This is a genomic window from Peterkaempfera bronchialis (assembly GCF_003258605.2).
Classification (GTDB): Bacteria; Actinomycetota; Actinomycetes; order Streptomycetales; family Streptomycetaceae; genus Peterkaempfera; species Peterkaempfera bronchialis.
Map to the genome: position 1 here is coordinate 1,358,141 of NZ_CP031264.1, position 18,263 is coordinate 1,376,403.

Below are 18,263 nucleotides of genomic sequence, written 5' to 3' on the forward strand. Positions count from 1 at the left end.
TCTCGGTGCGGCTCACGGGGCGGGTGTCTCCCAGTCGAAGCGGGCCCGGATGGCGTCCCCGTGGCCGGGCAGGTCCTCGGCGTTGGCGAGGGTGACCACATGGGCGGCGACCTCGGCCAGCGCCTCGCGGCTGTAGTCCACCACGTGGATGCCGCGCAGGAACGACTGCACCGAGAGGCCGGAGGAGTGGCAGGCGCAGCCGCCGGTGGGCAGCACATGGTTGGACCCGGCCGCGTAGTCGCCGAGCGAGACCGGTGCGTACGGGCCGATGAAGATCGCGCCGGCGTTGCGCACCCGGGCGGCGACGGCGTGTGCGTCGCGGGTCTGGATCTCCAGGTGCTCGGCGGCGTAGGCGTCGACCACCCGCAGGCCCTGGTCGAGGTCGTCGACCAGCACGATGCCGGACTGCCGGCCGGAGAGCGCCTCGCCGATCCGCTCGCGGTGCCGGGTGGCGGCGACCTGCGGCTCCAGCTCCTTCTCCACCCGGTCGGCGAGCTCGACGGAGTCGGTGACCAGCACGGCGGCGGCCATCGGGTCGTGCTCGGCCTGGCTGATCAGGTCGGCGGCGACATGGCGCGGGTCGGCGCTGTCGTCGGCGAGCACGGCGATCTCGGTGGGCCCGGCCTCGGCGTCGATGCCGATCCGGCCCTTGAGCAGGCGCTTGGCGGCGGCGACATAGATGTTGCCGGGGCCGGTGACCAGGTTCACCGGGCGGCACTCGTCGGTGCCGTAGGCGAACATGGCGATGGCCTGGGCGCCGCCGACGGCGTACACCTCGTCCACGCCGAGCAGCGCGCAGGCGGCCAGGATGGTGGGGTGCGGCAGGCCGTCGAAGTCACGCTGCGGCGGGGAGGTGACGGCGATGCCCTCGACCCCGGCCTCCTGGGCGGGCACCACGTTCATCACCACGGAGGACGGGTACACCGCCAGCCCGCCGGGCACATAGAGCCCCACCCGCTGCACCGGCACCCAGCGCTCGGTGACGGTGCCGCCGGGCACCACCTGGGTGGTGTGGTCGGTGCGGCGCTGCTCGCGGTGGACGATCCGGGCCCGCCGGATGGACTCCTCCAGGGCCGCCCGTACGGCCGGGTCCAGCCCGGTCAGCGCCTCGTCGATCGCCGCCTGCGGCACGCGCGTCCGCTCCAGACGCACCCCGTCGAACCGCTCGGTGATCTCGATCAGCGCCTCGGTGCCGCGATGGCGTACGTCGTCGCAGAGGGGCCGCACCTTCTCCAGGGCGGCCTCGACGTCGAACTCGGCGCGGGGCAGCAGGTCGCGCGGGTCGGAGGTGGAGCCGCGCAGGTCGATTCGAGAGATCACTCTGCCCAGTGTAGGGAGTGGTCGGAAGAGTCGGCCCGCGGTTCCAGTCCGTGATACACAACGGGGGACGTCGCGGGTACCGGGGAGGGGGTCCGGGGTGGCCGAGCCGCCGGAGGGCTGGTCGGAGCCGGAGTGCCGGCTGTGGGAGGCGTACCGCCGGGGCGAGGTGCTCGATCTGCGGGTCGGCGTACCGGAGGACGACCATCCGGTGACCGGGGGCGCATGGGGCCCGGAGCGGACGGTGCGGGCCGGGGTGCTGGCCCATCTGCTGCTGGACGGACCGCCGTCCGAACCCGGGCGTGTCGCGAGCCTCAAACTCACCGGGGCGTATGTCACCGGGGGCCTGGACCTGGCCGGCGGCGAGGTGTCCGCCTATGTGGAGCTGCGCGGCTGCCGCTTCGAGCGCAAGGTCCTGATGTCGGAGTGCCGGGCCGGCACAGTGCGGCTGGTCGGCTGCCTGATACCACGGCTTGAGGCGTCCCGGCTGGTCACCGAGGGCGATCTGCATCTGCCGCGCTCCGTGCTCACCGGCGGGCTGCGGCTGACCGACGCCAGGATCGGCACCGATCTGCTGCTCAACCAGGCCACCGTGGGCGGCGACCGCAACGGCCGGGCCATCGCGGCCGACGGGCTCACCGTCAGCCAGGACCTGGAGGCCGAGCTGATCCGCTGCACCGGCGAGATCAGCCTGCGCAGCGCCCGGATCGGCGGTCGGCTCTCGCTGCGCGGCAGCTCGCTGCGGGTCCGCTCCGGCCGACTCTGCCTGAACGCGGCGCGGATCAGCGTGGAGCACACCCTCTACCTCAGCCGCTGCTGGCTGACCGGCTGGACCGCCTCCGGCTCCGACTACGGCTCGGGGTACGGCGAGCGGCCGACCGAGCCGGCCGAGCCCAGCGCGTCCGTACCGTTCCGGGCGCGCGGCGGGGTGCGGCTGGACGACGGCCGGTTCGGCAACGCCTGCCTGATCGACCAGGCGGAGTTCCTGCTCGGGCCGGACCAGGAGCTGTCGCTGCGCCGCATCCAGACGCCCGAGCTGCGGTTCTGCCTCTCCCGCACCCCCACCGGGCGGGTCTCCCTCTCCCGCGCCCGGGTGGGCAATCTGATCGACGCCCCGGAGAGCTGGCCGGGCGGCGGGCGGGTGGGGCTGACCGGGTTCACCTATGAGTCGCTGCGCCCGGCCGCCGGCTTCCCGCTGGCGAAGCGGATCGCCTGGCTGGACAACGCCCTCGGCGAGTTCCGCCCGGAGCCGTATGAGCAACTGGCGGCGGCGCTGCGGCGGGACGGCCTGGACGAGGACGCCCGGGCGGTGCAGCTGGCCAAGCACCGCCGCCGCCGCGCCGCGCTGCCGCCGCTGGGTCGGGTCTGGGGGCGGCTCCAGGACATCACCGTCGGCTATGGCTACCGACCGGCCCGGGCGGCCCTGTGGATGGCGCTGGTCTGGGCCCTCGGGGCGGCCTGGTTCGCCGGGCACCCGCCGCAGCCGCTGAAGCCGGACGAGGCCCCGCACTGGAATGCCGCCCTGTACGCCATGGACCTGCTGCTGCCGCTGATCGACCTCGGCCAGGACAGCGCCTGGAAGCCGTCCGGGGCCGACCAGTGGGCGGCGACCGCGCTGATCCTGCTGGGCTGGGTGCTGGCCACCACCGTGGCGGCGGGCGCCACCCGGCTGCTGCGCCGGGGCTGAGCGGCGGCAGCGGTTCAGCGGCTCAGCGGCTCAGGGGCCCGGCGGTTCAGTGGTTCAGTGGTTCAGCCGAGCCGGGCCACGGCGGCGTGCACCGCGCCCAGCAGCTGCCACACCTGGACGGCCAGCGCCTCCGGCGTACCGGTCAGCCGCCCGTGCAGCCAGTCGGCGAGGACGCCGGTGAAGACCGAGGCGACCGCAGAGGCCGCCAGGTCGGCCGAGGCGGCGGTCCGGCCCCGGCGGAGCAGTTCGGCGGTGGCCCGCTCGGCGAGTTCGCGGTGCAGCAGTTCGCCGAGCGGGCCGGAGCCGCCCGGCCGGATCAGGGCGCGGTAGAGGTCGGCCCGCTGCTGGATGCGGCCCAGCAGCTCGGGCAGCGGGGGCGGCGGGTCCGGGCCCGGGACGCCCTGCCAGGCGTGCAGGGCGTCGACCGCCTGGCGGACCAGCTCGGCGCAGGTGTCCACGGCGAGCGCATCCAGGTCGCGGTAGTGCAGGTAGAACGTGGCGCGGGCGACCCCGGCGGCCCGCACCACATCGGAGACGCTCACCTGGTCCAGCGGGCGGTCGCGGCAGGCGAGGATCAGCCCCTCCCGCAGCCGGGCGAGGCTGCGGACCACCCGGGGGTCGGGCGCTGCGGTACCGCCGTCGGCCGCCACCGGTCACCCCGCGAGCAGGGCGGCGGCCAGCGCCACCGCCCCGGGCAGCGCCTGGACGACGAGGATGCGGCGGCTCGCGGTGGCGGCACCGTACAGGCCGGCAACCACGACGCAGACCAGGAAGAAGATCCGGGCGTCATGGCCCACCGGGTCGGCGGCGATCAGGCTCCAGACCAGACCGGCCGCGAGGAACCCGTTGTACAGGCCCTGGTTGGCGGCGAGCGATGCGCTCTCCCGGGCGAACTCGGCGGTGGTGCCGAAGGCCGCGCGGCCCCTCGGCGTCTGCCACAGGAACATCTCCAACACCATGATCCACACGTGCAGCGCGGCCACCAGTGCGGCGAGCACCTGTGCGGCGGTTTCCATCCTGGGTTCTCCTCGGGCAGGGCCGGATCTAATGGACAACTGTACATTTCTTCGCCTGACGTGCACAGCTGACGCAGAGTGGCGCTCGCTCGCCGACAGGTGGCGGCCGGTGGGCGGGACTGCCAGGGTGGACCTGACGGTGGGGGCGCAGAGACGCCCGTACCGGGGCGCTGCCCCGAGCGTGCCCCGGTACGGGCCAGTCCGGGCCCGCCGCCGAACACCCCGGACCGCCCCCGGTCAGCGCCCGACCCGCCCCGGCCTGCGGAGCGGGTGCGCGCGGCGCCGCCCCGGCCACGTACGCTGTGCGCCGTGACCGAACGGCTGCCGCTCTTCCCCCTGGGCTCGGTGCTCTTTCCGGGCCTGGTACTCCCCCTCCATGTCTTCGAGGAGCGCTACCGCCGCCTGGTCGCCGACCTGGAGGCGCAACCCGAGGAGCAGCCGCGCCGGTTCGGGGTGGCGGCCATCCGGGACGGCCAGGAGGTCGCCCCCACCCGGGTCTCCGAGCAGCCCGCCGGGCCGATGGACGGCCTCGGGCCCGACCCGATGGCGGCGCTGTACACGGTGGGCTGCGTCGCCGAGATCGCCTCCGCGCAGGCCCACCCGGACGGCCGCTATGAGTTGATCGCCACCGGCACCACCCGCTTCCGGCTGCTGTCGGTCGACACCAGCGGCCCCTACCTGGTCGGCGAGACCGAGCCGCTGCCGGAGCAGCCCGGCACCGGGTCCGGGGCCCTGGCGGCGGGCGTCGCCCAGGCGTTCCGGCTCTACCAGAAGCGGCTGGCCGGAGCCCACGAGAGCACCATCGCCGCCGAGCAGGAGCTGCCGGACGACCCGCAGGTGCTCTCCTACCTGGTCGCGGCGGCCTCCACGCTGGACACCGCCGACAAGCAGCGGCTGCTCGCCGCCGCCGACACCGCCGAACGGCTCGGCGCCGAACTGGCACTGCTGCGCCGCGAGGCGGCTGTGCTGTCCAAGCTGCCGTCGCTGCCGGCCCGGGGGCTGACCAGGGCCGCGATCAACCTCAACTGACACCGCGACCGAGAGCGAAGGAGGGGCCCGCACAGATGGCGAAGAAGGCGAAGAAGGGCGGCGGGGGGACACCCGCCACCGTGGCACTGGAGGCCGCCGGGGTGCCCTTCACCGTGCACGCCTACACCCATGACCCGGCCGCCGCCTCCTATGGCGGGGAGGCCGCCGACACCCTGGGGGTGCCGCCGGAACGGGTCTTCAAGACCCTGGTCGCCGAGGTCGACGGCGCCCTCACGGTCGGAATCGTCCCGGTGGCGGGGCAACTGGACCTCAAGGCGCTGGCCGCCGCAGTCGGCGGCAAGCGCGCCGCCATGGCCGACCCGGCGGCGGCCGAGCGGACCACCGGCTATGTCCGGGGCGGCATCTCCCCGCTGGGGCAGCGCCGCCCGCTGCCCACGGTGGTGGACGGCAGCGCGCTGGACCATGCCACGGTCTATGTCTCGGCCGGGCGGCGCGGCCTGGAGGTCGAACTGGCCCCGCAGGACCTGGTCGCCCTCACCACGGCCGTCACCGCCCCGATCGGCCGGAGCTGACCGGCTCCGGCTACCCGCCGGGGGGCGGCGGCAGCGGAGGCCCCGGGTTCGGGTTCTGGTTCTGGTTCTGGTTCGGTGGCGGCGGGGGCGGGGCTCCGTACCAGTAGGGCGCTGGCTGCGGCTCCCGCTTGCCGAAGGCGGCGGTCAGGCCCAGCAGCACCACCATGGCCGCCATCGGCCAGACCAGCAGCGCACCCTTGGCGCCCAGCTCCAGGGCCGCGTCGAACACCTTGCCCTCGCCCACCTGCCGGGCGTGCGCCACGATGTCGCTGGTCGGCCCCAGGGCGACCCCGAGCCGCCAGGCGGCCACCGAACCCAGCACGCCCCCCACCGCGAGGCCGACAGCCACCGCGATGCCGCCGCCACGGCGGCGGGTCGGCAGAAAGGCCGCCAGCGCGGCGACCGCCCCGGCGCCCAGGCCAAGCAGCACGAAGACACCGTCGGCCGCCGCCCGCTGCTCGCCCTCGGGGTCCTTGAGGTAGACGGCCTTGCTGTCGGCGTACAGCGGCACCTTGGGGGCCAGCCAGAGCCACAGCAGGCCCATGGCCAGCCCGAGCAGCACGCTGCCGAGGGCCACCAGCACGCCGACCTTGATCTCCGTCGCGGGGTGGCGGGGCGGCCGGTCCACGGGGGGCGGGATCAGAAAGCCTCCGGGGTACACCGGCTGCCCGTACCCATGGCCGCCGGCAGGGCCGGGCGACTGCCATCCGGCCGCGAGCTGCGATGCGGGCGGCGCCCCTGCGCCGGAAACGTGAGGCCGGCCGTGGCCCGGAGGAGTGTTCGGTGCAGTCACCGGCCCATCGTCCCACGTCTTGCGCCCGTCCGGCCCGCCAGGTCATCCAGGCGGTCCGGCTCCACCTCAGTGGTCCGCCAGCGCCGCCCGCCGATACGCCCACGTCGCCGCCCCCAACGACACCAGCCCCACCACACCGCAGACCGCCAGATCCATCCCCACCGCCGACCACTGCGGCGCCGCGTCGAAGGTGCGGGCGAATGCCTCGACGCCGTAGGTGGACGGCAGCAGGTCGCGCAGCAGCCGGATCGCCTCCGGCATCCGGTCGGCCGGGAGCACCCCGAGCAGCAGGGCGGCGGACATGCCCAGCTGCCCCAGCAGGGTCGCGATCTCCTGGCGCGGTGCGAGCAGCCCGCAGACCGCGCCCAGCCCCGAGAGCGCGGCCCCGGCGAGCGGCACCACGGCCAGCAGGATCCAGAGGTTGGCCCAGGGCAGGCCGAACATGGCCGCCCCGGCCGCCGCGGTGAGCAGGGTGCCGGGGAGAGTGAAGGAGGCGTAGGCGCCGGCCGCGCCCAGGACCACGGCGGCGGGCGGCACCGGCAGGGTGGCGTAGTGGTCCAGGCCGCCGGTGGCGCGGAGCCGGCCGAAGTACTGGGCCAGCAGGTTGAGCGCCACAAAGGCGACGACCAGCACGCTGGACCCGGCGACCACCGCCCGCGCCGAGGCGTTGTCGCCGGAGTCCACGACGCCCCGCATCATCACCAGGATGCCCAGCGACTGGAAGGTCGCCACAAAGAGCAGCGGCATCCGGGCGACCCGGGCGCGGGACAGCTGGGCCCGGTAGACGGCGCCCAGGGCGGGCAGCAGCCGGACCCGGGGGGCCAGCGGGGCGGCGGCGGGAACCGCGGCGGGCGCGGCGGCTGCCGCTGCGGCGGGCGCCTCGGGCGCGGCGGCCTCCATGGATGCGGTCACTCGGCCAGCCCTCCTTGTCGGCCGCCCAGTTCGAGGTAGGCGTCCTCAAGGCTGGGCGTGGCGAGGGTGAAGTCGTCGAGCGCGGCGAAGGCCGGCCCGGAGGTGACGGCGGCGACCAGTTCCCTGGCCTCCTCGGGGGTGGTGCGCAGGGTCCAGCGGCGGCCGGAGATCTGGGCGCGTCCGGCGGCGGCGGCGAGGGCCGGCAGGTCGGGGGCGGTCTCGGTGCGCCAGACCAGGTCCAGCCGGACGCGGCCGTCCACCAGGGCCTTGAGCTGCCCCGGGGTGTCGCAGGCGATGACCCGGCCGGCGTCGAGGACGGCGACCCGGTCGAGGACGGTCTCGGCCTCGATGACGTTGTGGGTGACCAGCAGCACGGTGGTGCCGTGCTGGCTGCGGCGGCGGTCCACGGCGGCCCAGACGGCCCGCCGGGCGACGGGGTCCATGCCGGTGGTGGGCTCGTCCAGGACCAGCAGCGGTCGCTCCCCCACCAGGGCGGCGGCGAAGCAGGCCAGCCGCCGCTGGCCGCCGGAGAGTCGGCCGATGGGGCGGCCGGCCAGCGGTTCCAGGCCGAGTTCGGCGAGCACGGCGTCGCGTTCGGCGCGGGCCTGCCGGGCGGGCAGGCCGCGCAGTCGGCCGGTGGTCTCGGCGGCGAGGGCCACGGTGAGTTCGTCCAGCGCGGTGGACTCCTGGCCGAGGTAGCCGAGCAGCCGGGAGGCGCGCTCGGGGTGGCGCACGATGTCGTGGCCGAGGATGTCGATGGCGCCGGTGTCGGGGCGCAGCAGGCCGGTCAGCTGCCGGACCAGGGTGGACTTGCCGGCGCCGTTGGGTCCGAGCAGGCCGAAGATCTCGCCGCGCCGGACGTCGAGTGAGACGGCGTCGTTGGCGCGCACCTCGGCGGCCCGGGTGCCGCGGCCGGTGCGGTAGGTCTTGACCAGGCCGCGTACGGTGCAGCACGGGTCGGCCAGGGTGCGGTCAGGGGTCTGCCGCGCCTGCTGTGGTCTCTGTGTCGTCACCCGTCACCGGCCGGGGACATGTGTGGTGCCCGTACTCACGGTTGACGACTCTACGCCGGACGGGGGGCGGAAGGGGAAACGGGTCGGTCAGTCGTCCACGGAGACGACCTCGCCGCCGGGTACCCGGGTGGCCAGTTCGCGCCAGAACCCGGCCCGGATGGCATAGCGGTCGTGTTCGTCGATCTGGTCGTCCTTGTGGGCGAGCAGGCCGAAGCGGGCGGCGTAGCGCAGCAGTTCGCCGTCGACCCGGTGCGGGATGCGCGGGTACTCGGTCCAGAGCACGGTGAGCCGCTCGGGGTCGCCGAGCCGCTCGGTCCAGCGGCGGGCGAAGACCTGGCCGACCTCGTGCGGGTCGCCGCCGATGGCGGTGATGTCCTCCTCGCGGTCGGCCCAGCGCTGCTCGGCGTTGGTGACCTGGGCGAGGGTGGGCAGGGAGTCGCCGGGCGAGGGGGCGTCGCCGGGCCGTTCGACCCAGCCCCGGTCGGAGGACCAGCGCAGCACGGCGGCGTGCGGCTGCTGGGGTTGCCCGGCGGGGGTGGCGGCCGGGGCCGCGGAGGCGGCGCGGCCGGCGAGGTCCTTGGGGGTGGGCACGGTCTTGTGGGCGGCGGGCGCCGGGGCCTCCTCGGGGCGCGGCCGGGCCGGTTCGCCCTCGGGGGTGGCGGGGGCGGCGGGCTGCTGGGCGGGCGGGGCGGAGAGGATCTTGGCGATCTCGGGGCGGGGACCGGCCGGCGGGCAGGCGGCGGCGAGATCCCGGGCGCGGACCCAGCGGGTGATCCACTCCCGGTCGAGCACCCGGCGTTCGTCGGCCTCGGCGACCAGGTCCTCGGACTGGTTGAAGTCGCCGTCGGCGGCCTGGACGGCCCAGAGGTGGACGGCGACGCCGTGCTCCTTGGCGGACATCATGCCGGGCAGCAGGTCGCCGTCGCCGGTGACCAGGACGACATCGGCGCAGGCGCGGTTGCGGGCGAGTTCGGAGAGTTCGGCGTGCATGGCGGCGTCCACGCCCTTCTGCACCCAGCGGCCGTCGGCTCTGGTGAGGGCGCCGAGCCGGACGGTGACCCGGGGCATCACCCGCAGCCGCCGGTGCTCGGGCATGGGGCGGCGGTCGGGGGCGGCGTCGAACCAGTAGATGCGCAGCAGCGGCAGCCCGGTCTCGGCCTCGGCGCGCTCGCGCAGGGAGCCGATCAGGTCGGTGTGGTCGACGGTGATCCGGGACCGGGATGCCTCTCCGGCCAGCAGGCTGGCTGCGGCGCCGAGCAGGTATCCGGCGTCCACGAGGACGACGCAGCGGTCCACTTCCACACCTCTTCCCGTTCGGCTCGGCCGGAGCCGGGCCCGCGTACGCAGGATCCGGGTGGCGCGGTCGGCGGCTCACCGTTCAGAGTCCATACCCGGGGTTCGGGCGGTGAACCGCGCCGATGGATCTTGATTCACTCGATCACGTTTGGATGACGGCCATGCGGTGATCTTGTCACCGTCCAGCGGATGGGGGACCATCGCGGCTTCGGCGTCATGTGAGGGTTCTATAAAGGTGTTCCCTGCCAAGATTCTCGGCCCTGCCGGGGGTCTCACCAATGGAGCATCATGCGTATGCGTAGCGTGGCGCCGGTTCTGATCGGCGCCCTTGCTCTGGGCGTCCTGGCCGCTCCGGCGGCCTCTGCGGCCACTGCGGCCGGCAACCCCGCCCCGAAGATCACCAAGGCCGTGGTCTCCTCGCTGGTCCTCGGCCCGAAGACCACCAAGACCTGGACGGCGTCGGTGACCGTCACCGACGAGTCCGGCATCAAGGGCGTCAAGCTCATGCCGTGGCCGGCCATGGTTCCGGACTTCGCCCCGAAGGCGTCCGATGTCGCCGACGAGGGTGCCGCCGCCACCTGCAAGGCCACCTCGGCCACCACCTCGGTCTGCACCTACAAGGAATCGATCAACTCGCACGCCGACCTCGGCGACAACCTCGGCGCCGGCCGCTGGTACGTGGCCGTCCAGGTCACCGCGAAGGACGGCGGCACGACCTTCGCCCCGAAGGCGACGTCGTTCACCTTCAAGCGCCAGGCGTCGCTCACCGCGAAGGCTTCGGCGAAGTCGGTGAAGAAGAACAGCACCATCACCGTCACCGGTCAGCTGAAGGCCGCCGACTGGAAGTCCGGCAAGGTGGTGAACTACGGCAAGCAGTCCGTGACCCTCCAGTTCCGCAAGTCCGGCACCACGGCCTGGAAGGCCGTGAAGACGGTCAAGGCCGACGCCAAGGGCGCCGTGAAGGCCACCGCCAAGGTCTCGGCTGCGGGCTCCTGGCGCTATGCGTTCGCCGGCAACGGCTCGGTCGCCGCGGTGAACTCCGCCGGGGCCACGGTCTCCCTCAAGAAGTAACCCAGCCAGGAGGCAACCGGGCGCAAGAGGCAACCGGGCACAGAGCAGGCAAGCGCGGGCGCCGCACCCCATGAGGTGCGGCGCCCGCGCCGTCGTACCGGCCCCGGCCTCAGCCGGCCAGGCAGGAGGGGCCGAGCAACTGCTTGAGGTCGCCGAAGAGCGCCGGGTCGGAGGTGACCCGGTGCCGGTCGAGCCGGAGCACGGTGGTCTTGCGGTGGCCCTCCAGACGCAGCCGGACCTCGGTGTTGCCCTTGTGGTGGGTGAGCACCTCGCCGAGCCGGGCGACCAGCGGCGGGGTGATCTTCACCATGGGGATGGAGATCACCACGGGGGCCTCGGCATGGGCGTCGGAGAGGTCGGGGACGGTCAGCTCCATGCCCATCAGCCGGGGGACGTCCTCGCGCCGGTCGAGCTTGCCCTTGACGAAGACCACCGCGTCCTCGACCAGCTGGGTGGAGACCAGCTGGTAGCTGGCGGGGAAGAACATGCAGTCGATGGAGCCGGCCAGGTCCTCGACGGTGGCGATGGCCCAGGCGTTGCCCTGCTTGGTCATCTTGCGCTGGAGGCCGGAGATGATGCCGCCGATGGTGAGGATGGACCCGTCGGGCCGCTCGGCCAGGTCCGCGACGGCGCAGTCGGCCTTGTCGGCGAGGACGTGCTCGATGCCGTGCAGCGGGTGCGAGGAGACATAGAGGCCGAGCATCTCCCGCTCCTGGGTGAGCAGGAAGGACTTCTCCCACTCGTCCTCGGAGAAGACCACGTCCAGGCCGAAGCCGGGCCCGTCGTCCTCCACCGCGTCACCGCCGAAGAGGTCGAACTGGCCCTCGGCCTCCTTGCGCTTGACCCCGACCACATTGTCGATCATCGGCTCGAACTGGGCGGTGAGGCCCTTGCGGGTGTGGCCCAGGGAGTCGAAGGCGCCGGCCTTGATCAGGGATTCGACGGTGCGCTTGTTGCAGACCACCGACTCGACCTTGTCCAGGAAGTCGGGGAAGGAGGTGTACTTGCCCTTGGCCTTGCGGGTGCGGACGACGGAGTCCACCACGTTGGCGCCGACGTTGCGGACGGCGGTGAGGCCGAACCGGACGGTGTCATTGCCGTGCGGGGTGAACTCGGCGTCGGACTCATTGACGTCCGGCGGCAGCACCTGGATGCCCATCTTGCGGCACTCGTTGAGGTAGACCGCCGACTTGTCCTTGTCGTCCTTGACCGAGGTGAGCAGCGCCGACATGTACTCGGCCGGGTAGTTGGCCTTGAGGTAGGCGGTCCAGTAGGAGACCAGGCCGTAGCCGGCGGTGTGCGCTTTGTTGAAGGCGTAGCCGGAGAAGGGGACCAGCACGTCCCAGACGGCCTGGATGGCCTCGTCGGAGTAGCCGCGCTCGCGGCAGCCCTTCTGGAAGGGGACGAACTCCGCCTCCAGGATCTCCTTCTTTTTCTTGCCCATCGCCCGGCGCAGCAGGTCGGCCTGTCCGAGCGAGTAGCCGGCCAGGATCTGGGCGGCCTTCTGCACCTGCTCCTGGTAGACGATCAGGCCGTAGGTGGGCTCCAGCACCTCCTTGAGCGGCGCCTCCAGCTCGGGGTGGATCGGGGTGATCTCCTGCTGCCCGTTCTTGCGGAGCGCGTAGTTGGTGTGCGAGTTGACGCCCATCGGGCCGGGGCGGTAGAGCGCCAGGACGGCGGAGATGTCCTCGAAGTTGTCGGGCTTCATCAGCCGCAGCAGGGACCGCATCGGCCCGCCGTCGAGCTGGAAGACGCCGAGGGTGTCGCCTCGGGCGAGCAGTTCATAGGCTGCCTTGTTGTCCAGCGGGAGCTGGAGCAGCTCGATCTTCTCGCCCTTGTTCTTCTCGATCGCCTTGACGGCGTCGTCCATGATGGTGAGGTTGCGCAGGCCGAGGAAGTCCATCTTCAGCAGTCCGAGCCCCTCGCAGGTGGGGTAGTCGAACTGGGTGATGACGGCGCCGTCGGTGTGCCTGGTCCACACCGGGATGTGGTCGGTGAGCGTCTCGGCGGACATGATGACGCCGGCCGCGTGCACGCCGGGCTGGCGGATCAGGCCCTCGATGCCGCGCGCGGTGTCGATGACCTTGCGCACGTCCGGGTCGTTCTCGTACAGGCCCCGGATCTCGCCGGCCTCGCTGTAGCGGGGGTGCGCGGAGTCGGTGATGCCGGAGAGCGGGATGCCCTTGCCCATCACGTCCGGCGGCATGGCCTTGGTGATGCGGTCGCCCATGGCGTACGGGTAGCCGAGCACCCGGGAGGCGTCCTTGATGGCGGCCTTGGCCTTGATGGTGCCGTAGGTGACGATCTGGGCGACCTTGTCGGAGCCCCACTTCTCGGTGACATAGCGGATCACGTCGCCGCGCCGGCGCTCGTCGAAGTCGATGTCGACGTCGGGCATCGAGATGCGCTCGGGGTTGAGGAAGCGCTCGAAGATCAGGCCGTGCGGGATGGGGTCGAGGTCGGTGATGCCCATGGCGAACGCGACCAGCGAGCCCGCCGCCGAGCCTCGGCCGGGGCCGACCGCGATGCCCTGGCCCTTGGCCCAGAGGATGAAGTCGGAGACCACCAGGAAGTACGCGGGGAAGCCCATCTGGCAGATGGTGTCCATCTCGTACTCGGCGAGCTTGCGGTGCTCCTCGTCGTAGCCGCCGGGGAAGCGGCGGTCCATGCCCTTCCACACCTCGGCGCGGAAGAACGCCTCCTCGCTGTCGTACCCCTCCGGGATGGGGAACCTCGGCATCAGGTTCTTGAACTCGAACATCCCGGCGGTGTCGACCTGCTGGGCGACCAGCAGCTGGCTGTTGCGGCACCCCTCCTGCCAGGCGTCGGAGGAGTCGACGGCGTACATCTCGGCGGCGGACTTGATGAAGTAGCCGGTGCCGTCGAACCGGAAGCGGTCCGGGTCGGAGAGGTTCTTGCCGGTCTGCACGCAGAGCAGCAGGTCGTGCGCGGCGGCGTCCTCCTCCCGGGTGTAGTGGGAGTCATTGGTGACGACCGGCGGGATGCCCAGCTTCTTCCCGATCTCGATCAGGCCGTCGCGGACCCGCTTCTCGATGTCCAGGCCGTGGTCCATCAGCTCCAGGAAGTAGTGGTCCTTCCCGAAGATGTCCTGGTACTCGGCGGCCGACTTCAGCGCCTCGTCGTACTGGCCGAGGCGCAGCCGGGTCTGGAGCTCGCCGGAGGGGCAGCCGGTGGAGGCCATCAGGCCGGCCGCGTGCTCGGCCAGGATCTCCTTGTCCATCCGGGGCCACTTGACCAGCCAGCCCTCGGCGTAGGAGCGCGAGGTCAGCTTGAAGAGGTTGTGCAGGCCCTGCTTGTTGCGGGCCCAGATGGTCTTGTGGAGGTAGGCGCCGGACGCGGAGACGTCGTCGCGCTTCTGGTGCGGCTGGCCCCACAGGATGCGCTTGGGGTTGGTGCGCGACTCGGGCGCGACATACGCCTCGATGCCGATGACCGGGGTGATGCCGGCGGCGGTGGCCTGCTTGTGGAACTCGGCGGCGCCGTACATATTGCCGTGGTCGGTCATCGCGACATGGGTCATGCCCTGCCGTTCGACCTCCTTGAACAGCTCCTTCAGGCGGGCGGCGCCGTCCAGCATCGAGTACTCGGTGTGGACATGCAGATGCGCGAAGGAATCGCTCACAGCAGGGCCTCCGGAGGGATCGCAGGCGGTCGGTCGGGCGGTGGACGCGCGCGGGTGACGGCCAGGCACGGAACGTGTGCGGGGGCCGGGGCGAGGTAAGGCCCGGACCGCTCAGGGCCCGGACCACGTCTCACGCGTTCACGGGAGCAGAGTCTATCCCCGCCTGCCACTCCCGGCGCCCCGCTCTCCGGGCTGCCTTCGGGGCACCGCCAGGCACCTGCGGCGTTCCTCCCGGGCGGAGGAAATTCCCGGGCGTGCCGCCGTCCCGGGAACCAATGACCGGCATGGTTCGTCCGGGAGTACGACGATCACCGACCCGACCCTGCTCCGGAGGTACCCACCATGGCGGCCCCCCTCCGCACGGCCCGCGCCGCCGGCCGCCGTGCCGTTCGCCGCGCCGACCGCCGTGCCGGGTCGGTCCCGGGGCGCTGAGGCAGCGGTGGTCCTCGGGTGGCCTGCGGGCGGCGGACGGCAGGGGCGGTACGGCCCCTCCCCCGCCCCCTCGGCGCTGCTCACCGGAGCCCGGGCGGCGGTCTTCGCCGCGCTGGTGCTGGTGCTGTCGGCCGGTTCGCACACCCTGATGTCGCAGGCGCCGCTGCCGGCGCCCACCCTGGCGGCGGCCGGTGCCGGGGCGTTCGCGCTGGTACTGCTGCTGGGGCGGCGCGAGCGCTCCTTCGGGCAGATCGCGGCGCTGGTGGTGCCGCTGGAGCTGGCCCTGGACACCCTGTTCACCACCGGCCAGGCCACCTGCTACGCCACCACCGGCGGCGGGCCGATCACGGGTCCCTGGCACTCGGTGAGTTCGCTGCTGATGTGCGGCGGCGCCTCCCCCTCGGCCGCCGGGGCGCCGCAGGTACCGGTCGCCGGGGCGCTGGCCCCCTGGCTGGTGCTCGCCGCCCATCTGCTGCTCGGGCTGGCCGCCGCCTGGTGGCTGCGGGCCGGTGAGGCCGCCGCCTTCCGGCTGCTGCGGGCGGTCGCCGCGCTGGCCGCCGCCCCGCTGCGGGCCGCGCTGGCGCTGCTCTCCGCGCTGGCCGCCACCGGCGTCCGGGCTCCGTCGCCGCCGCCCGGGGCGCCCCGGCGGACGGCCGTACCGGCCACGCCGCTGCTGCTGCACTCCGTCGTCCGCCGGGGGCCGCCGTACCGGCTCCGCACGGCCTGCCGCTGACCCCGCCGCGCCGGGGCTCCGGCCCGCCGTGCCGCCGCGCCCACTCCACGGCCCCCGACACGACAGGGACGCATCACCATGAGCTCCAGCCAGCAGAAGAACGCCGCCGCCCGCGAGCGCATCCAGGCCGCCCGCGCCGAGCAGGTGCGGCGGGACCGCCGCCGCAAGCAGCTGATCGTCGGCATAGCCGCCGTGGCGGTGGTCGCGGCGGGCACCGGCATAGGCGTCGCGGTGCAGAGCCACCGCGCCGCCTCCGACAAGCCCTATCTGGCGCCCGCGCACTCCAGCGGCACCGACGGCACGGTGGTCGTCTACGGCAAGCCCACCGCCAAGGCGACCCTCCAGGTCTACGAGGACTTCCGCTGCCCGATCTGCGCCCGGCTGGAGCACTCGGCCGGTACGGCCATCCAGTCCCTCGCCGACCAGGGCACATACAAGATCGAGTACCACTTCGGGGCGTTCCTGGACGGCAACCTGGGCGGCCATGGCTCCCGCAGCGCGCTGAACGCCGCCGGGGCGGCGCTCAATGAGAGCACGGCCAAGTTCAAGGCGTTCCACGATGTGCTCTACGCCAACCAGCCCGAGGAGACCAACGACGGCTTCGCCGACCCCGACACGCTGCTGGCACTGGCCGACAAGGTCCCGGGGCTGAAGACCGCCGCCTTCACCAAGGCGGTCCGCGACCAGAGCTTTGAGCCGTGGGCGCAGAAGGTGGCGGACGCCTTCTACAAGAGCGATGTCACCGGCACCCCGACGCTCAAGCTCAACGGCAAGACTCTGACCGTGGTCAAGCAGGACGGCTCCACCGTCACCGGGGACGAGTTCACCGCTCTGGTGGACCAGGCTCTGGCGGGGTAGCGGCCCCCGGCTGCCGGGGCGGCTCCTCCCGCTCCCGCCGGGTCCCGACCACAAAGAGCGGGACCCGGTGCAGCGGCGGCGGCTCCCCCGGCAGCCCCGCCCGGATCCAGGACGCCCGGAAGGTGGCCCGCAGCAGTCGGCGGGCCCGCAGCAGCAGGTACCCGGCCAGCGGCAGCTCCACCAGCAGCGCGAAGGCCAGGCTGGTCCAGAAGTCCCGGCTGCCGCGCGCGAGCGTCACATCGAACCAGGCGTCGCAGATCAGCAGCACGGCGGTGGCGATGGCCAGCGGGATCACCACCTGGCGGCGGCGCCACCCGAACCAGGCCGTCGCGGCCAGCGTGGAGAGCAGCACGATGTCGAAGCCGACCCAGGCGAAGCGCCACTGATCGGCGACATAGTGCACCGGCAGGGTCAGTGCCAGATAGCCGATCCAGGGGATGAGCGCCAGGCAGACGGCGACCAGGATCCGCAGGCCGAAGGTGAGCCTGCGTGCGTCCCCCGGCCGCCGCTGGACGTCCATGGGTCCATTCTCCGCCCGGGGCCGGGCGGACGGGCTGATTGGCTGGTTGGTTGGTCCCCAGGGGATCAGTGGTAACTGTTCGATCGGATTCGGGCACAACCGCCTCGCCTCCGCCGTTGATCGGTCAGAATCGCGGCGAGAGACGGGGGGTGGGCCCGGTATGGCCTCCAAGGGTGCGGGCCGGGCGAGACTGCTGGCCGCCGGCTCGCTACTCGCCGCCGTGGTCCTGATACTCGGCGCCCTGGGCCTGCTCGGCGGGCTCCAGGGCATCGCCGCCCAGCTCACGGCCGACCGCTGGCAGCCCGAGCAGCCCACCGGCCCCGACCACGTCACCGCCCGGATGCGCGCCGTACGCGCCGCGGTGACCAAGGAGTTCGCGCTCCCCTTCGGCACCGGCTGCTACCGCGAGGACGGCGGCATCGCCGGCGGCGGCGAACACCCCCTCGGCCGCGCCTGCGACTTCATGCTCGGCCCGGCCGGGGTCAAGGCCACCGGCGACCGGGCGAAGCTCGGCGACCGCATCGTCCGGTGGGTGCGCGACCACGCCGACGAGTACGGCATCTGGTACGTGATCTACCAGCAGCACATCTGGTCCAGCCGCCACCCCGAGCGGGGCTGGATGCCCATGGAGGACCGCGGCAGCATCACCGGGAACCACTTCGACCATGTGCACATCTCGGTCTACTAGCCGCGAGTGCGCGAATCGCCAGACACCGCCTAAGCGGTCGCGGCGGCGGGCGGCGGGCGGCGGGGCCAGGGGCTCAGGCGTCGAGGTCGGTGAGGAAGTCCAGGGCGGCGGCCCAGGCCAGCGCCGCCGCGTCGGCGTCGTAGTCGGGCAGGCCTGGGTCGGTGAAGAGGTGGCCGGCGCCGTGGTAGCGGTGGACCTCGACCTCGGCCCCGGCCCGGCGCATCCGCAGATACCAGGCGTTCAGCCAGTCCTCGGTCTCGAAGGGGTCGGGTTCGGCGACATGGAGCTGCACCGGGATGCCGGTGGCGGCCTCGTCCAGGATGTCCGAGGTGCCGTGGAAGAGCAGCAGGCCACGGGCGCCCTCGTCGGCGAGGGCGAGGTTCTGGGCGAGCGCGCCGCCGAGCGAGAAGCCCGCGTAGACCAGGCCGCCCGAGCCCGACCCCAGCAGCGGGACGGCGACCGCCACCGCCCGCCGGAGCAGTTCCTCGGTGCCGATCTCCTCCTTGATCGCCATGCCCTCCTCCACCGTGTCCACGACCCGCCCGTCGTAGAGGTCGGGCAGATGCACCTCGTGGCCGGCCGTACGCAGCCGGTCGGCCGCCGCCTGGACGGCGGGCCGGAGCCCATAGGCGGAGTGGAGGAGGAGGATGCGGGCCACGGGGGTGCCTTCCTGGCTGTGCGGTCGGTGGTGCACCCCCCATGATCCCGGTCGGCATGGTCCC

17 protein-coding genes are annotated in these 18,263 nt (G+C 73.2%); 7 read left to right on the forward strand and 10 right to left on the reverse strand.

Going from position 1 to position 18,263, the window contains the following annotated elements:
- Nucleotides 1-12: 12 nt before the first annotated feature.
- Nucleotides 13-1,320 carry a histidinol dehydrogenase gene (gene hisD / locus C7M71_RS05935; protein ID WP_111492169.1) on the reverse strand — a complete coding sequence of 436 codons (1,308 nt, stop codon included), beginning with the start codon at nt 1,318-1,320 and terminating at the stop codon, nt 13-15.
- A 97-nt stretch (nt 1,321-1,417) separates the two neighbouring features.
- Between hisD and C7M71_RS05940 the strand changes: the two genes are divergently transcribed.
- On the forward strand, nt 1,418-3,004 hold the full coding sequence (locus C7M71_RS05940; protein ID WP_111492168.1) for an oxidoreductase: 1,587 nt from the start codon (nt 1,418-1,420) through the stop codon (nt 3,002-3,004).
- 62 nt (nt 3,005-3,066) lie between these two features.
- Here C7M71_RS05940 and C7M71_RS05945 read toward each other — a convergent pair whose 3' ends face one another.
- A complete protein-coding gene (locus C7M71_RS05945; protein WP_111492167.1) occupies nt 3,067-3,654 on the reverse strand; it encodes a TetR/AcrR family transcriptional regulator in 588 nt (195 codons plus the stop codon).
- Between the two features lie 3 nt (nt 3,655-3,657).
- Nucleotides 3,658-4,020 (reverse strand): DUF1304 domain-containing protein, encoded by a 363-nt coding sequence (locus C7M71_RS05950; RefSeq protein WP_111492166.1) that lies wholly within the window; start codon nt 4,018-4,020, stop codon nt 3,658-3,660.
- 309 nt (nt 4,021-4,329) lie between these two features.
- Here C7M71_RS05950 and C7M71_RS05955 point away from each other — a divergent pair, with 309 nt between their 5' ends.
- Entirely contained in the window at nt 4,330-5,049 is a 720-nt protein-coding gene (locus C7M71_RS05955) for an LON peptidase substrate-binding domain-containing protein (protein WP_111492165.1), read from the forward strand.
- Nucleotides 5,050-5,084: 35 nt separating this feature from the next.
- Complete coding sequence (ybaK, locus tag C7M71_RS05960) at nt 5,085-5,582, forward strand: Cys-tRNA(Pro) deacylase (RefSeq protein ID WP_111492164.1); 498 nt, start codon at nt 5,085-5,087, stop codon at nt 5,580-5,582.
- Between the two features lie 10 nt (nt 5,583-5,592).
- Here the strand turns inward: ybaK and C7M71_RS05965 are convergent, their stop codons facing one another.
- From C7M71_RS05965 to C7M71_RS05980, 4 genes are all read right to left on the reverse strand, one after another.
- On the reverse strand, nt 5,593-6,210 hold the full coding sequence (locus C7M71_RS05965) for a hypothetical protein (protein ID WP_111492163.1): 618 nt from the start codon (nt 6,208-6,210) through the stop codon (nt 5,593-5,595).
- Between the two features lie 231 nt (nt 6,211-6,441).
- Complete coding sequence (locus C7M71_RS05970; protein ID WP_114914669.1) at nt 6,442-7,275, reverse strand: ABC transporter permease; 834 nt, start codon at nt 7,273-7,275, stop codon at nt 6,442-6,444.
- 8 nt (nt 7,276-7,283) lie between these two features.
- Nucleotides 7,284-8,252, reverse strand: a complete 969-nt coding sequence (locus C7M71_RS05975; RefSeq protein WP_111495555.1) for an ABC transporter ATP-binding protein — start codon at nt 8,250-8,252, stop codon at nt 7,284-7,286.
- 135 nt (nt 8,253-8,387) lie between these two features.
- Entirely contained in the window at nt 8,388-9,596 is a 1,209-nt protein-coding gene (locus tag C7M71_RS05980) for an NYN domain-containing protein (RefSeq protein ID WP_114914215.1), read from the reverse strand.
- 288 nt (nt 9,597-9,884) lie between these two features.
- Here C7M71_RS05980 and C7M71_RS05985 point away from each other — a divergent pair, with 288 nt between their 5' ends.
- A complete protein-coding gene (locus tag C7M71_RS05985) occupies nt 9,885-10,667 on the forward strand; it encodes a DUF5707 domain-containing protein (RefSeq protein ID WP_162824149.1) in 783 nt (260 codons plus the stop codon).
- 109 nt (nt 10,668-10,776) lie between these two features.
- Here C7M71_RS05985 and dnaE read toward each other — a convergent pair whose 3' ends face one another.
- Nucleotides 10,777-14,310 (reverse strand): DNA polymerase III subunit alpha, encoded by a 3,534-nt coding sequence (gene dnaE / locus C7M71_RS05990; RefSeq protein ID WP_111494286.1) that lies wholly within the window; start codon nt 14,308-14,310, stop codon nt 10,777-10,779.
- 439 nt (nt 14,311-14,749) lie between these two features.
- On the opposite strand from dnaE, the gene C7M71_RS05995 reads away from it, so the two are divergent.
- Together C7M71_RS05995 and C7M71_RS06000 are read left to right on the forward strand one after the other, a co-directional pair.
- Complete coding sequence (locus C7M71_RS05995; protein ID WP_229758561.1) at nt 14,750-15,475, forward strand: hypothetical protein; 726 nt, start codon at nt 14,750-14,752, stop codon at nt 15,473-15,475.
- 78 nt (nt 15,476-15,553) lie between these two features.
- On the forward strand, nt 15,554-16,333 hold the full coding sequence (locus tag C7M71_RS06000) for a DsbA family protein (RefSeq protein ID WP_111490017.1): 780 nt from the start codon (nt 15,554-15,556) through the stop codon (nt 16,331-16,333).
- Here the strand turns inward: C7M71_RS06000 and C7M71_RS06005 are convergent.
- The gene (locus C7M71_RS06005) at nt 16,299-16,853 is read right to left on the reverse strand and encodes a hypothetical protein (protein ID WP_111490018.1); all 555 of its coding nucleotides are present in this window, start codon (nt 16,851-16,853) and stop codon (nt 16,299-16,301) included. The genes C7M71_RS06000 and C7M71_RS06005 overlap by 35 nt on opposite strands.
- Nucleotides 16,854-17,013: 160 nt before the next feature.
- Here C7M71_RS06005 and C7M71_RS06010 point away from each other — a divergent pair, with 160 nt between their 5' ends.
- On the forward strand, nt 17,014-17,541 hold the full coding sequence (locus tag C7M71_RS06010; RefSeq protein ID WP_111490019.1) for a hypothetical protein: 528 nt from the start codon (nt 17,014-17,016) through the stop codon (nt 17,539-17,541).
- A gap of 73 nt (nt 17,542-17,614) precedes the next feature.
- Here the strand turns inward: C7M71_RS06010 and C7M71_RS06015 are convergent, their stop codons facing one another.
- Nucleotides 17,615-18,235: a dienelactone hydrolase family protein gene (locus C7M71_RS06015; RefSeq protein ID WP_265737642.1), complete on the reverse strand. Its 621-nt coding sequence runs from the start codon at nt 18,233-18,235 to the stop codon at nt 17,615-17,617.
- Nucleotides 18,236-18,263 lie beyond the last annotated feature (28 nt).